At 47.2% G+C, this 14,477-nt stretch carries 11 protein-coding genes; 6 read left to right on the top strand and 5 right to left on the bottom strand.

Going from position 1 to position 14,477, the window contains the following annotated elements; translation table 11 throughout:
- Nucleotides 1-18 precede the first annotated feature (18 nt).
- From dnaG to ABD031_RS16355, 5 genes are all read left to right on the top strand, one after another.
- Complete coding sequence (dnaG, locus tag ABD031_RS16375) at nt 19-1,956, top strand: DNA primase (RefSeq protein ID WP_343853413.1); 1,938 nt, start codon at nt 19-21, stop codon at nt 1,954-1,956.
- A 64-nt stretch (nt 1,957-2,020) separates the two neighbouring features.
- A complete protein-coding gene (locus tag ABD031_RS16370) occupies nt 2,021-3,253 on the top strand; it encodes a bifunctional 3,4-dihydroxy-2-butanone-4-phosphate synthase/GTP cyclohydrolase II (RefSeq protein WP_343853410.1) in 1,233 nt (410 codons plus the stop codon).
- Nucleotides 3,254-3,345: 92 nt separating this feature from the next.
- Entirely contained in the window at nt 3,346-3,987 is a 642-nt protein-coding gene (locus ABD031_RS16365) for a hypothetical protein (protein ID WP_343853407.1), read from the top strand.
- Nucleotides 3,988-3,995: 8 nt separating this feature from the next.
- Nucleotides 3,996-4,775: a 5'/3'-nucleotidase SurE gene (surE, locus tag ABD031_RS16360; protein ID WP_343853405.1), complete on the top strand. Its 780-nt coding sequence runs from the start codon at nt 3,996-3,998 to the stop codon at nt 4,773-4,775.
- 89 nt (nt 4,776-4,864) lie between these two features.
- A complete protein-coding gene (locus tag ABD031_RS16355; RefSeq protein ID WP_343853403.1) occupies nt 4,865-6,844 on the top strand; it encodes an ATP-binding protein in 1,980 nt (659 codons plus the stop codon).
- On the opposite strand, the gene ABD031_RS16350 is transcribed toward ABD031_RS16355, so the two are convergent.
- From ABD031_RS16350 to ABD031_RS16340, 3 genes are all read right to left on the bottom strand, one after another.
- Nucleotides 6,794-7,666 carry a type 2 periplasmic-binding domain-containing protein gene (locus ABD031_RS16350; protein ID WP_343853400.1) on the bottom strand — a complete coding sequence of 291 codons (873 nt, stop codon included), beginning with the start codon at nt 7,664-7,666 and terminating at the stop codon, nt 6,794-6,796. The genes ABD031_RS16355 and ABD031_RS16350 overlap by 51 nt on opposite strands.
- A 72-nt stretch (nt 7,667-7,738) precedes the next feature.
- Complete coding sequence (locus ABD031_RS16345; RefSeq protein WP_343853398.1) at nt 7,739-9,019, bottom strand: MFS transporter; 1,281 nt, start codon at nt 9,017-9,019, stop codon at nt 7,739-7,741.
- A gap of 79 nt (nt 9,020-9,098) precedes the next feature.
- On the bottom strand, nt 9,099-11,534 hold the full coding sequence (locus ABD031_RS16340; protein ID WP_343853396.1) for a glycoside hydrolase family 31 protein: 2,436 nt from the start codon (nt 11,532-11,534) through the stop codon (nt 9,099-9,101).
- Nucleotides 11,535-11,819: 285 nt separating this feature from the next.
- Here ABD031_RS16340 and ABD031_RS16335 point away from each other — a divergent pair, with 285 nt between their 5' ends.
- Entirely contained in the window at nt 11,820-13,166 is a 1,347-nt protein-coding gene (locus ABD031_RS16335; RefSeq protein WP_343853394.1) for a DUF5723 family protein, read from the top strand.
- Between the two features lie 382 nt (nt 13,167-13,548).
- Here the strand turns inward: ABD031_RS16335 and ABD031_RS16330 are convergent, their stop codons facing one another.
- On the bottom strand, nt 13,549-13,749 hold the full coding sequence (locus ABD031_RS16330; RefSeq protein WP_343853392.1) for a DUF5683 domain-containing protein: 201 nt from the start codon (nt 13,747-13,749) through the stop codon (nt 13,549-13,551).
- Nucleotides 13,750-13,782: 33 nt separating this feature from the next.
- The gene (locus ABD031_RS16325) at nt 13,783-14,304 is read right to left on the bottom strand and encodes an SRPBCC family protein (RefSeq protein ID WP_343853390.1); all 522 of its coding nucleotides are present in this window, start codon (nt 14,302-14,304) and stop codon (nt 13,783-13,785) included.
- Nucleotides 14,305-14,477 lie beyond the last annotated feature (173 nt).

Below are 14,477 nucleotides of genomic sequence, written 5' to 3'. Positions count from 1 at the left end.
GCTTACTTTCCTTATTTGATGAGTATTTCCAAGCTAACCACAGACAAAGTAAAAGAACGGGCCGACATTGTGGAGGTCGTGGGTGATTACGTCCCCTTGAAAAAGAAGGGGCAAAACATGTGGGCCTGTTGTCCTTTTCACGGAGAAAAATCCCCTTCTTTTTCTGTCTCTCCTTCCAAGCAGATCTATAAGTGCTTTGGTTGCAGCAAGGCGGGTGACCCGATCCAGTTTATCATGGACATCGAGGGGGTCGGGTTTCAGGAAGCAATACGACATTTGGCGGGGAAATATGGGATTGAAGTAGAGGAAGACGAAACCCGTACTCCTGAGCAAAACCTAGAGCAAAATGAACGGGAGAGTCTGTTCATTGCGTTGAATTTTGCCAAGGACTTTTTTGTCAAAAATCTCAAAACAGAAGAAGGCAGGTCGATCGGACTCAGCTACTTCAAGGAGCGGGGCTTCACGCCGCAAATCATCGAAAAGTTCGATTTGGGCTACGCGCTGGATGGCTGGGATCACTTCTTGAAAGCCGCAAAAGCCGCTGGATTTGAAGAAGATATCCTGCTAAAAGCTGGACTGATCCTCCAGCGAGAAGGCGATGCGAGCCGCATTTATGACCGTTTTCGCGGTCGGGTGACTTTTGCGATTCACAACGTCAGCGGCAAGCCGATCGGCTTTGGAGCCCGGATACTCACCAAAGACAAAAACCAACCGAAGTATATCAACTCGCCGGAGACCCCGATCTATCACAAGGGTGATGTGCTTTACGGGATATTTCAAGCGAAAAAAGCCATACGGGATCTAGACAACTGCTACCTGGTCGAGGGATATACCGACGTGGTTTCGCTACACCTGTCAGGTATTGAGAATGTGGTCGCCTCATCCGGTACTTCGCTCACCGAGGGACAGATCAAGCTGATCAAGCGATTTACCAATCAGGTCACGGTTCTTTACGACGGTGATTCGGCGGGGATCAAGGCCTCGATTCGGGGAATAGATTTGTTGCTGGAAGGTGGGTTAAATGTCAAAGCAGTTGTCTTTCCCGACGGAGAGGATCCCGATAGTTATTCAAGGAAGGTCGGTTCACAGGCTTTTCAGGATTATCTGAAAGAAAACCAACGGGATTTCATCGGATTTAAGATCGGCTTGTACCAGGATGAATTTGCCAAAGATCCGATCCGCAAGGCCGAGGTGATCCGCGAGATCGTGCAGAGCATCGGGAAAATACCGGATGCCATCGTTCGCTCTGTCTATGTCAAAGAGGCCTCGGGGCTGCTGCAGATTGAGGAAGAGATTATTCATACAGAGCTGAATAAGTCTCTGATTAAGAGTAATAAAGAACATTTTCAAAAAGTAAAAGACGAGGCGGAAGCCGAGCTGGCTCTTCAAGAACTGGTACCGACGGATTCTCAACTTTCTTTTTTGGGGAAGCTGTCGATTCATGAACGAGAAATTTTGAAACTGATAGCGCTGTATGCAGGAGAAAGTCTGGATGATGAAGGAAAAACTGTTATTGAATACCTTTTGGAAGAGACTTTGGAAACAAAATTCCAAACTGCCAACTATGAGAAATTATACGGCCTCTTCAAGGGACTAAACTCAAAGGGGAACGAGGGAGGGTTGAGAAATCTGTTGGAAAATTTTTCCGGTGAAAACAAAACCATGGTGATTGATATCGTTCATCAGCGTTGGGAAGTTTCTCCGCACTGGACCGGTAAACATGGCATAATAATAACTACGGAAAAAGACGATTTGTCAGGGAATAGCTATCGAGCCTTGCTTCGTTTTAAGAAAAGATACCTTGAAAAGCTAATGGATGAAGCTACTCAGAACATCAAAGCAGCTGTCGCAAAAAACGAAGACTTTGAGCAAATACTGGTGCTTCAAAACATATTTTTAGAAGTAAAGAAAGTGCAGATTTTATTGAGTAAAGAACTCGGAATAGTAATCGGCTAAAGCCAAACTTTCTTTGGCTATTCCCTGTTTTACGTGGAAAGCGACTAAATTGCGCTCCAAATTTATGAATTCTAAAACTACCCCAGTGGAAACCTACCAGTTAGACCCGATAGAAGACGCCATCGAAGCCATCAAGAACGGCGAAGTCATTATAGTAGTAGACGACGAAGATCGCGAGAATGAAGGTGATTTTGTCTGTGCGGCGGAGTCCGTCACGCCTGAGATCATCAATTTCATGGCGACTCATGGGCGCGGTCTGATTTGCGCACCGCTGATCGAAGACCGATGCGAACAGCTGGGATTGGAGCTAATGGTGGGAAACAATACCGCTGTGTATGAGACTCCGTTTACGGTATCTGTTGACTTAGTTGGACATGGTTGTACCACAGGCATTTCAGCTTCAGACCGTGCGGCAACGATCAAAGCCTTGGTTGATGATTCTATTCATCCGACCGAATTGGGAAAGCCGGGACATATTTTTCCCCTGAAAGCCAAGCGTGGCGGAGTTCTTCGTAGAGCAGGTCATACCGAGGCTGCAATTGATTTTGCGAGATTGGCAGGAATGGCGCCGGCGGGAGTATTGGTGGAGATCATGAATGAAGACGGATCTATGGCTCGACTTCCTGATCTGGTGAAAGTGGCCGAGCGCTTCAACTTAAAGTTGGTTTCGATCAAAGATTTGATTGCTTACAGATTAAAAAACGAATCCCTGATCAAGCGGGAGATCGGCGTGGATCTCCCTACAACTTGGGGGGATTTTGACTTGATTGCATTCAGACAGACAAATACTCAGGAGATTCACATGGCGCTGATCAAGGGTACTTGGGAGCCGGATGAGCCAGTATTGGTACGGGTTCACTCTTCCTGCGTGACGGGCGACATATTCGGAAGCTGCAGATGCGACTGTGGCCCTCAGCTCCACGCTGCGATGGAAATGGTCGAGAAGGCAGGCAAAGGTGTGGTCCTCTATATGAATCAAGAAGGACGTGGCATCGGATTGATCAACAAACTGAAAGCCTATAAACTTCAGGAGCAGGGCATGGATACCGTACAGGCCAATGTCGCGTTGGGGTTACCAATGGACGGTAGAGACTACGGCGTGGGAGCTCAGATTTTACGAGATTTGGGTGTGAGCAAGATCCGACTGATCTCCAACAATCCCCAAAAGCGAGTGGGTCTGTTGGGTTATGGCTTGGAGATCGTGGAGCAAGTGCCAATCGAGATTTCTCCAAACCCCCACAATGAAAAATACCTTGCGACCAAAAGAGATAAAATGGGGCACAACATACTCAAATAGAACGACGTTGTTACCCTAAATTAAAGCGAGGTATTTGGGTTTAAAAACCCGCCTGGAATTTGCTCCGTATTATTCTAAGTACAACAGTCACCATGAAAAGGACAATTCTCACCCTAGGCTTCCTGTTCTTGAGCTTGGTTTATGTCTTAGCTCAAAACAATCAGTTTCCCTCTCAAGTTTGGCACAAAGGAAACATCTACCTCAATGACGGCGCAACGTTATCAGGTACGATCAAGTATGACTTGGACAATAACATGGTTCAGCTTCAGACAGAGAACGTCGACACATTCACGGCATCCAATGTTGCCAGTTTCGAGATCTATGATGAGATTTTTGGGGGCGTAAGGAAGTTTTACAGCCTCCCTTATGCGATCAATGGCAGCTATGAGACACCGACTTTCTTCGAGGTACTTACTCAGGGAAATGATATTGCGTTGCTATGCAGAGAGTACATTGCGACCGACACCCGGGGAATGAACAACAGCTGGGGTGGCATGGGGATGAATCCCTTTTTTGGGCCGCAAAACTATTCCGGTTATAGACTCGCGTTCAATTACTACTTTTTCAAAAATGGCCGTCTGGAGCTCTACAGCCAAAAGAGGAAGGATCTCTTTGCCATGCTCCCGGGCTATGACGAAGAGATAGATCTCTTTATGAAGAAAAACAGGCTGGAGCATGACAAGCGTGGAGATTTGCTTAGAATTACCGCCTATTACAACGAACTGCAGAATTAACAATTTTTATGTCTAAGCCACTTATCCTCGTCTCAAACGACGATGGAATTACCTCGAAGGGAATCCGTGTACTTGTTTCTGTGATGAAAAAACTCGGCGATGTGATCGTCGTGGCCCCGGATAGTCCTCAGTCAGGCATGGGGCATGCGATTACGATCGGAGAGACGCTCAGACTTTACGAAGAGGAGATTTTTGACGACGTGGTAGCCTACAAGTCCAGCGGCACTCCAGCAGATTGTGTGAAGCTTGCCAAACACTACGTACTGAAGGATCGCAGTCCTGACTTGGTCGTCAGTGGCATCAACCATGGCTCGAATACCTCCATATCGGTTTTGTATTCTGGTACCATGTCCGCTGCTATCGAAGGGGCGCTGGAGGGATTGCCGTCCATTGGATTTAGCCTCTGTGATTTTTCTTCCAAAGCGGATTTTTCCCACGTAGAAGAGTGGGTAGAAAAGATTGCAATTCAGGTTTTGGAAAATGGCATTCCTAAAGGCGTGGCATTGAATGTAAACTTTCCCCCCAAGCGAAACGAGTCTATAAAAGGCATAAAAATCTGTCGGCAAGCCGACGCCAAATGGCAGGAGGAATTTTCGGAACGCTTTGACCCAACCGGCAGAAAATATTTTTGGATGGCGGGAAACTTCGTGAATTTTGACAAAGGCGAGGACAATGATGAATGGGCGATCGCCAACAATTACATCTCGATCGTGCCCTGCCAGTATGACCTGACTGCCCATCATGCGATCACTCAGATCAACAAGGACTGGGATTGGGAGAAACTGTAAGCTGAATGCAAATTTTGGTTGAAAAACCTTGATTTGAGCTATATGTTTCTGATTATAGTTATTTTGCAAGTGAACTATACCTAGCTATCGTGAGTCGCTCGATTCTACTCATTTTTCTTTTGATTCTCCTTTTCTCCCAGATTGGTTTTTCGCAGGAAGCAAACGTGGATAGCCTGAAGGCAATTTTGCCGGGAAAGACCGGGAAGGAGCGTATTGATGTGTTGAATCAATTGGCGACCTCACTGCGGGAAAGCCTCCAAGACGAGGCCCTGACCTATTCACTCGAAGTAGACTCGCTAACCGAGCATATTGCCGATCCTCTTGCCAAAAGTCGAGCGCTCGAGAATATCAGTTGGATTTATTACCGCCGCGGACAATGGCAGAAATCCTTTGATTTTGCTGAAACAGCCTATGAAATTGCGATCCTAAACGACGATCAGCTGCAAGCTGCGCGCTTGATGAACAATCTGGGGGCGCTGTACTACGAGCAGCAGAATTATCAGATGGCCATCACGCAATTTAAGCGAGGCTATCAGCTGGCGACGCAAGTGCAGGATCTTTCTACACGTATCAGAAGCTTAAACAATGTAGCCTTAAATTTTATTCAGACTGATCAACTCGATTCGGCGCTGAATTATGCGAAACGCGCTGTCAGTTTAAATGAAAATGCGGGCTCCCCCTACCTTACTTCCTTCGCACATCGCGTGATCGGGGATGTTTTTCTGGCGAGAGGAAATTATGATTCGGCCCAGGTTTTATATCAAAACTCTCTGGAAATGGCCCGTGGACAGGGCGTGAAATCTTTTGAAGCAGGAGTCCTGCACCGTTTGGGAAACGCTTACCTATTGGAAGGGCAGCTGGATAAGGCTGAAGAATTGCTGCTTTATTCCGTTCGACTCTGCGAGGAAAACAGTTTTTTGGATGAGCTTTCCAAAAGCTGTCGGCATCTAGCCTCTTTGTATGAGATAAAAGGGAATATACAGCAGGCATACCTATATCAGTCTCGATTTCTGGAACTGAATGACCAGCTGCAAAATAAAGCCAATCGGGATCGGCTCTCTTTACTCCAGAATATGTTCCAAAGTAACCTGAATGAATCTGAGCTAGAACTGCTCAAATCTCAAAATGAAAATCAGGCTTATCGATTGGAAACCTCAAAACGATATATCATTTTTTTTGCAATCACGGCAGCGCTGATCGGAGTCCTGGTTCTTCGAATGTATTTTCTCAACAAGAGTGTCCGCCTGATCAACTCGGACCTACGCCTACAACAACAAAAAATTGCGGAGCAAAATTTGGCTTTGGAAAACCAATCGCAGCAGTTGAAAGCGATGAATGATACTAAAAACAAGCTTTTTTCAATCCTAGGACATGACTTGCGTGGGCCGATTGCACAAGTCAAGTCAGTTGTCGATATGTTTTTGGCAGGATATCTGGAACGTGAGGAGTTTGATGAACTAATCCAAGTGTTAAATAAAGACATCGATTCGGTCAATTTTACCCTGATTAATACGCTGAAGTGGTCCATGTCGCAGATGGAAGGCTTTCACGTCCATCCTTCCGTATTTGACCTCAGTAAAGTTGTCGAAAATTCGCTTCAACTGCTTCAGCCGTCTTTCAATGAGAAAAAGCTGACGGTATTTAACCACATGGGGTCAAAAGTGGAGGTCTATGCGGATCAGGATTTGATCGAGGTCGTAGTGAGAAATATTCTCAACAACGCGATGAAGTTTTCCAACTTTGAGGATTCGGTGACCATCTATTCGGATTCCGACAAGGAGACAATTTATTGGTGTGTGCAGGATCAGGGTGTGGGAATGGATGAAGAACAGATTGCTCTGATCCTGTCGGATTCTTACGCATTGACCAAATCCCGTCCCGGAACCAATAGAGAAAAGGGCTCAGGCTTGGGGCTTCAGTTGACCAAGGAGTTTGTCAGAAGATGTGGAGGCACCATCTCTATCGAAAGTCATCCGGGGCACGGTACCAAGTTTTGCGTTCAGCTACCAAGACGGGATTCAAACACCAATGGTCAGGCTATTGCTAGTCAGGAAGTTTTCAAGGCTTAATTTTTCGTTTATTATGCCCAATTCCTTCATGGTTTCGATGGCTTGTTCCAGTTCGCTTTTGGAGACCTTCGCTTCCGTACTCCACGTAGTTTGTGTTAGCCATTTTTTTACGTCATTTCGGTCTAGGGAATAGTAAGATGCTAGGGTGTCTACACGATCGGGATTGTTCATGAGGGCTTTTGAAATCTCATACACTTTGTTCCGAAGTTCAAAAATCAACGCTCCAAACTCTTCCAGAGCTTTGTCCGAAGCGACCATTACAAAACAAGGCCAAGGGCTCGGTACTTCTCCGATCCGCATCATCGTGCCGTTGCTTACCATAGGAGCAGTGGTGTATTTCTCCCAAAGGAAAAGGCCTTCGTTTCCTGCGTCCATCGCAGCTTTGGCCCCGTCCATGTTTCCGACGATCTCATAAGACAAGTCCCGGTGATTCCAACCTTCTCTTTTCGCCAAGACCATCGCCATCAAATGTGAGCCGGAACCCATTCGACTGACCAAAAAATGTTTCTTGCCCAGATCAGAAAGCGAATTTGAAGTGGATTTTGAGCCGATATGAATTCCCCAAGTCAGGGGAGTGGCTACATGAAAACCGATCATTTTGGACGGATTTCCAGCTTCGTAGTCCTTTAGAAAACTCTCAGTCAACAGGATGGAGATGTCCGTCTCGTCGTTTCGCAGCGCAAGATTCATTTGACCAGAACCGCGGGACTCATCCGTCCATTGGATTTTTACCCCTCGATCAGCAAAGGGCTGCTCTTGCTCCAGCAATCGAAAGGGGTAATTGAAATGCTCTGGAACTCCTAGGATGCGCAAGGTTTTCATGGGTTCTATTTTTCTGTAAAAGTAAAAAACCGAACTCATGGGAACCCGGTCTTTGTGATGGGAAGTATGAGATCAGTCGTGGGTGGCGTGTCGGTCAGTGATGAGCAGATTCGACAGTCCCGCCAAAATCAGCAACGTGCCAGCCAGAAGCATGGTGTTGATCACGGCTTCGCCAAAGAGAAGTTTGTAGAGGAAATTGACTCCACCCAGCGCGGCTACGATCTGGGGAATGACGATGAACATATTGAAAATCCCCATGTAAACGCCCATCTTCTTCGGTTCCACCGACCCAGAAAGCATCGCATACGGCATAGACAGGATGCTTGCCCAAGAGATCCCGACCAATGCGAAACAAAGGTGCAGCATCCAAGGCTCGGAGATGAAGTAGATCAGGATAAAGCCAAAACCTCCGGTGATCAAGCTACAGAGGTGGAGCATTTTTCGATTGATTTTAACTTTTGAGGCAACGAAAGCGAGGATCAACGCATAAAACATTGACACCAGACCATAGGTGCCGAGGTAGCTGCCCACACTGTCTGCCGCGTCGTTGTAGGCAACGGAGGTGGTGTCGGTCGCGTCGAAAATATGCTCGGTGATCGCCGGCGTCGCAAAACTCCACATCGTGAAAAAAGCAAACCAAGAGAAGAACTGAACTACGCCTAGTTGCTTCATCACGGTCGGCATCTCCTTGATGTTCTTTGCGATCTCACTCATTCCGCTGAACAGGCCTTTTTTCTCCTGTTTTTCTTTTTCAAAAGCTTCCAAATCCTCAGGTGGATATTCCGTGGTCGTCAGGATGGTGTAGAGGATTGAGGTGAAAAGAACCAACGCACCAATCGCAAATGCGTATTTCACCGAATCGGGCACCACTCCCTCGGGAGCGATGTTTGCCACACCGATCTGCGTCATCATCCAGGGAAGATTGGAGGCCACCCAGGTGCCGATCCCAATAATCAAGGTCTGCACCACAAAGCCATAGGAACGCTGGGAGTCGGGTAGCTTGTCCGCCACCAGGGCCCGGAAGGGCTCCATGGAGATATTGATCGACGCGTCCAGAATCCACAGCGCACCTGCAGCCATCCACAGGGCGGAGGAGTAGGGTGCAAAAAATAGCGCTACCGTACTCAGCACTGCCCCTACAAAAAAGAAGGGCTTTCGCCTTCCAAACTTTGGGTGCCAAGTGCGGTCACTCAGATACCCGACAATGGGCTGCACGAGCAATCCGGTCAGCGGCGCTGCAATCCAAAGAAAGGGAATGGTGTCTTTGTCGGCTCCGAGTGTCTGAAAAATCCGCGACATAAATCCGCCCTGCAGGGCGAACCCGAATTGGATTCCAAGAAATCCGAAGCTCATATTCCAGATTTGCCAGAAGCTGAGTTTGCTTTTTTTGGCCGTCATTGAGGGTTATTTCTATTGGGAGTAAAAATGTGACTTACTTCAGTCCTTTGATTTCAAAGGCATCCAAGGAGTGATCCATTTCAAGATAATAAAGGTTTTTGATGTCAAAATAGGGGTGATCCTGCTCTGGTAGCGGGTCAAATTCAGTCAGTTTTCCAAGGAAACCGTAGTCCTCAGTTTGGAGGCGGATTTCATTTCCCGACAGTAAAACCGAGTTCAGCCCAAATCCATGAAAGTAGATCCTGAGTGAGCTGAAATCACTCGGATAGTTTCCGTTTGACGCGGAAAAATGCAGAGACTCAGACCTCGGATCGTATCGAATTAGCCTTTTCATAAATCCTCCCTCAAGATACTCCAGCCCATCTCCCGCATCTTCGTAATGCAAGTATTCTGAACCGGTGCTGCCTTTGTAGACATGGATTCGGAGGATTCTGTCATGGGCGTCTGCGCTGTGTTCTACATCGGATTGCATTGCGAAAACCTGTCCGGCTTTGACATAGACGGGGAGGTAATTCAAGGGACAATCCTGATAAATGGTTTGATCTCCAGCGTATATCTTGTCGGCATACAGGTAGTACCATTCACCGGCTGGCAAGTACACTTTGGTGATAGCGGTGGTACTTTCGACCGGCGCGACCAAAAAGGAGTCACAGAACAGGTATTGGTTTTGAAAAGCGGAAAGGAAAATCTTGGGATCGTTAGGGTACTGAACCGCGAGGCTTTCTGCAAGCGGAAGACCGGAAAGACTGCTGGAGTAAAACTTGCTGTAGAGCGTGGGCAAAAGTCGGTAGCGCAGTTTCATATAGTTTCGGCTGATTTCCTCGACTTCCTCTCCGAACGCCCAAGGCTCCGAATCGTTACTATTGATCATGGAGTGCGCGCGGTAGAATGGAGCAAATGCAGCAATGCTCATCCACCTGGCAAAAAGAGACTTAGTCGCCTCACCTGCAAAGCCACCGACGTCGTATCCTGCGAACGGAACTCCACTCAAACCCAGGCTGTTCACCAGACGGATACCGGCTAACATATGTGCTTCTGTGGCGACGTTGTCGCCAGTCCAGGCCGCAGCGAAGCGCTGAATTCCCGCAAAGCCTGAGCGTGTCAATACAAAGGGTCTTTTGTTTGGGTTTTGAACTGTGGAGCCTTCCTGAGCGCTGCGAGCCATCTGCATGCCGTAGCTGTTTCGGGCTTTGCGGTGAGATGCTTTTTCGCCCTCGTAGTCAAACTCGATCAGATTGGGGGTAAACTGCCCCCAGGAGGCGGGTTCGTTCATGTCTGTCCAAAAACCGTCGACTCCAGCTTCGGTGTAGAATGCCATCTTTTCCGCCCACCAGGCTCGGGTTTCTGCTTTGGTAAAGTCGGGAAAGGCACACCATCCTGGCCATACTTGCGCTTCGTAAGTTATTCCGTCAGGATATTTTACAAAAAGATCTTTCTCAAGGCCTTCCTCAAATGGCAGGTAGCCTTTTTGGGTTTTGATGCCCGGATCCATGATGACGACGACTTTGAAGCCCTGCTCTTTTAGCCGCGCGATCATCGCTTTTGGATCTTTGAATTTTTCTCCGTCAAAGGTAAAAACCTTGTAGCCCTCCATGTGGTGAATGTCCAGATAGATCACATCGGCAGGCATGTTTTTGTCCCGAAAGGTCTGTGCGACCGTGTAAACTTCCGAGTCCGGGTAGTAGGAATAACGACACTGCTGGAAGCCCAATGCCCACTTGGGAGGCATTTGCATCCGACCTGTCAGCCAAGTATAGGAGCTAATGATCTCGGAAACGGAGGGCTGATGGATGAAATAATAATCCAGATCTCCGTCTTCAGCACTGAAATAGACAAAACGATTGGTGGAGGCGCCAAAGTTAAAGGCAGTCTTATGGGTGTTGTCAAAGAAGATCCCATAGGCGCCTCGATCATGAATACCCATATAGAAAGGGATACTCATATACAAGGGGTCATCGCCTATGCCGTAAGCGAAATAGTCCGTATTCCAGTTGGTATAGGCATAACCCAGTCGATTGAGCGGCCCGGTTTTCTCTCCCAAGCCAATGAATCTTTCTCCTGGTTGAACCTGCTTGTAGGTCGTCACTTCGGTGCCGATCCAAGCGGTGCCGAGTGAATCATCCTTATTCAGGAGGTTTCCTGCGAGGTCAAAAAATGACAGGTTGAAGTTGGCCAAATCAAGTGTTATCGACATGCTTGGGGTGGTCAGCGTTACCAGTCCTCCTTTTTCTGTCAAAGAAAAATCTACCTGTTCAGGTGTCCCCACGACGGAGTAGGGATTGCTTTCGAAGGATTCGAAGCGGCTGGCTTGCACACGGATGATTCCATCCTGATAGACGGTGATTCGGAAAAAAAACTCGGCACTTTTTCCCTCCAAGCCAAAGGGACTGGTATGCCATTCGGTGAGTGTTCCAAATCCTCGATGTCTATCGGAGTTCCGGGTGAGCTGAGGTTGGGAGGAGGAGTTCATAGATTTGTTAGGCTAGGATCCGGTTTGAGCGCTCGCTAAAATAAGGATGAAACCCAACAAAGTGATCAGTCGGCCACTCATTTTCACGTTGAAGCGTGCCAGTAAAAAATCAAGCATCCCTCTTTTATGGAAATTTCCTATAATTAAGTATTGGCATCAGTGATAGGTCGGTGCAAATTTTTTGGTTAATTTGTTCTTAGAGCTTGGATCTCGCCAAACAGTGAAAATCTCTGAAAACTACACTGCAGATTTCCCCGATAAATCTATCCCCAACCCCACTGATTTATGAAAAAGCTATCCGTTTTGCTGGCGTTGACCGCATTCTCTCTACCAGCAATGTCCCAAAATTTTGTCGGCGCCCAGATCGATAGCCGCATGGGTGTACAATCGCTCACCTTGAATCCTGCGCTGGGAACTCTTGCCCGCACTAAGCTGGACATCAACCTTCTTTCCGGCTCAGCGTTCGCAGGAAGCGATTACCTGTCCATCAATTTGAGTGACTTGGGATCAGTCGTAAATGGGTTTAGCTTGGAAGATGATGTAGTGACCAATCCCCAACCAGACAATAATTTCTTTGGCAACATAGATATCCTCGGCCCCTCGGTTTTGATGCGGCTCAATGAGCGTAGTGTGATCTCCTTGACGACGCGGGCGAGGGGATTTTTCAACCTGAATAATATTGATGGGGATTTCTTTGAGTTTGTTACCGATTCTGAGACAGGAAAGGTGGATTTCAACGCAGAAATGGAGGACATCTCGGGGATAGGTCACTTCTGGGGAGAAATTTCAGCCGGTTATTCGAGAATTTTGGTCGAGAGATCCAACCACAGTTTCAGTGCCGGGGCGAATTTGAAGTTACTCCTTGGAGCAGGTGGCGCATTTGGAGATACTCCTCAGCTAAGCGCCTCATATAGATCGGAGAGTGACATGTTGACCACTCAAGGCGATTTAGACTATGGATATTCTGTGGGTTTCGATTCTCAGGACATCAATTTCTCGGAAATTCAGCCGGGTTTTGCAATAGATTTGGGCTTTATCTATGAGTTGAAAGGAAACCACACTGAAGGTAAAGATTACAAACTTAGGGCGGGAATTTCAGTCTTGGATATCGGTAAAGTCAACTATCACGATGGATATCGCATTGAGTATGATATGAACGCCACTATCTCCGGCGACGAGTTTGAAGAGAAAGACTTCCAAGAAGTGTTGGAAGATAACTATGTTGGAACCGAACGGCCGTTTGAAGGAGCTTTGGGGCTTCCCACGTCTTTGCAGATTTTTCTGGATTATGGCATCAGTCATCGGTTTTACCTCAGTGCCCAGGCAGGAGTCGCGCTAAGCCAAGACGGAGACATCCCCGTCAGTAGAGTGATCAACACCGCGACGATAACACCCCGAATGGAGATGAAATTGCTGAGTATCTATAGTCCGATCAGTTACCGACAGTACGATGCGATCCCTTCTTGGGGATTGGGTGTGAGGTTTGGGCCGGTGGTTATCGGATCGGGGTCAATATTGACGAATGCCATTTCCAAAAAGTCGCGTACTGCTGATGCCTACGTAGGGCTGAAACTACCGATCTACGGTCGGATCAAAGAGAAAGTGAAGAAGGACAAGAGCAACGATATCTAAGCGGATGATTTGAGGGTGTTCTACGGAATGACGTGAGATAATCAGTTGGCGTTTTCCTTTTAGAATTTGGAATTGAAAAGTAGGAGGAGTTCCGCATCTGTTGGGAGCGGCTACATCCTTTTATATTTTTAAAATCCGAAAGTAGATTGAAGCCCTTGCGGAAGAACTGTACGGACTGAATGTGAAGGATTGCTCCGATCGAATTAAAAAAATTGAGCCTTTCACTACTGGTTTTAAAGTTCATTTGTACTCCTCAGATTCATTAAGCGCAAAGCCACGGCACACAGATGTCCCTGAACTCTGAATACGGGATATTTTTCTTGAACAGGTCGCTTCATAATCTCTGAAAAGTGGCATGTACCAACTGACGGCAAAGGACACCTCACTCCCTCCAATACGCCTCTGCCATACAAACGATATGCAGGATCACTCCAGGGACAATCAACAAAAAGTATCCGCCAACCACGACTATCAACCAAATCAATCCTTGGAGTTTTCTGCCACGGCGCATCTGACCCCAACCTGGAATCAAAAAACTTAGGAATGCCGCGGTACCCGGATCGATCGTGGAGGTATGTGTCATCTGGCAAAAATCTATAGCTGGAGATACATTAAGTTAAGGTTTTTTGCTCACTTCATCGCTGCGCAGCACCTTCAGGTAGGATTCGAGTTTGTCAAAAGTACTTTTGAATCCCTGCTTCATGTTGCCGTGATTTTGGGTAAATAATTTTTGAGAGGCGTCTGAAGCTTGGTGAGGGTGGGAGGTGAGGCGGAGTAGGCATTGATCTCCCTCTGGAATGAAGCGGTATTCTGTCCACATCTCCAAAGGCCAGTCTGCTCCAAAGGGAACTGCCGGGGCATTGATTGTCTCTCCTTCGGGATTGGAAAAGGCATTTAATAAGGCTATCCGATTTGGCGCGTCGATTTCGAGATAGGTGAATTTGCCCCACATCTCGAAACTTCCAGCTTTCAGGACATAGTGAAACGTCCCTTCGGGTTGGAAGTCAAATGTTTTGACTTCAATTCCCATGCCTTCGGGTCCCCACCAGTTGGCCAAGTGCTCTTTGGAGGAAAACATTTCGAAAACGAGGGCCGGAGAAGCAGGAAGGATTTGGGTGATTTCAAGGGGAGAGTGCATGGATGATTGGGTTTTAGCTGATGGTTTTTTAGTTAACTATTGCATTTAAAATTGGGCGAAATGTGGATTTGCAATCTTTTAATACCTCCGAGGATGGATTTCGACTTGGCTCTCACTATTGCTTCAGGACTGACAAGGCAGTTGCTCTTCTGCGATTGTCGAGATTGACGCTA

It is taken from the genome of Algoriphagus jejuensis (assembly GCF_039523455.1).
Taxonomy (GTDB): Bacteria; Bacteroidota; Bacteroidia; order Cytophagales; family Cyclobacteriaceae; genus Algoriphagus; species Algoriphagus jejuensis.
This window is presented reverse-complemented; position numbering and strand designations above follow the sequence as displayed.

What these genes read in the sequence shown, in the direction of transcription:
- ABD031_RS16330 (WP_343853392.1), bottom strand. Translation starts at nt 13,749, where the DNA reads ATGACACATACCTCCACGATCGATCCGGGTACCGCGGCATTCCTAAGT.
- ABD031_RS16345 (WP_343853398.1), bottom strand. Translation starts at nt 9,019, where the DNA reads ATGAGCTTCGGATTTCTTGGAATCCAATTCGGGTTCGCCCTGCAGGGC.
- ABD031_RS16365 (WP_343853407.1), top strand. Translation starts at nt 3,346, where the DNA reads ATGAAAAGGACAATTCTCACCCTAGGCTTCCTGTTCTTGAGCTTGGTT.
- surE (WP_343853405.1), top strand. Translation starts at nt 3,996, where the DNA reads ATGTCTAAGCCACTTATCCTCGTCTCAAACGACGATGGAATTACCTCG.
- ABD031_RS16370 (WP_343853410.1), top strand. Translation starts at nt 2,021, where the DNA reads ATGAATTCTAAAACTACCCCAGTGGAAACCTACCAGTTAGACCCGATA.
- ABD031_RS16340 (WP_343853396.1), bottom strand. Translation starts at nt 11,534, where the DNA reads ATGAACTCCTCCTCCCAACCTCAGCTCACCCGGAACTCCGATAGACAT.
- dnaG (WP_343853413.1), top strand. Translation starts at nt 19, where the DNA reads ATGAGTATTTCCAAGCTAACCACAGACAAAGTAAAAGAACGGGCCGAC.
- ABD031_RS16325 (WP_343853390.1), bottom strand. Translation starts at nt 14,304, where the DNA reads ATGCACTCTCCCCTTGAAATCACCCAAATCCTTCCTGCTTCTCCGGCC.
- ABD031_RS16350 (WP_343853400.1), bottom strand. Translation starts at nt 7,666, where the DNA reads ATGAAAACCTTGCGCATCCTAGGAGTTCCAGAGCATTTCAATTACCCC.
- ABD031_RS16335 (WP_343853394.1), top strand. Translation starts at nt 11,820, where the DNA reads ATGAAAAAGCTATCCGTTTTGCTGGCGTTGACCGCATTCTCTCTACCA.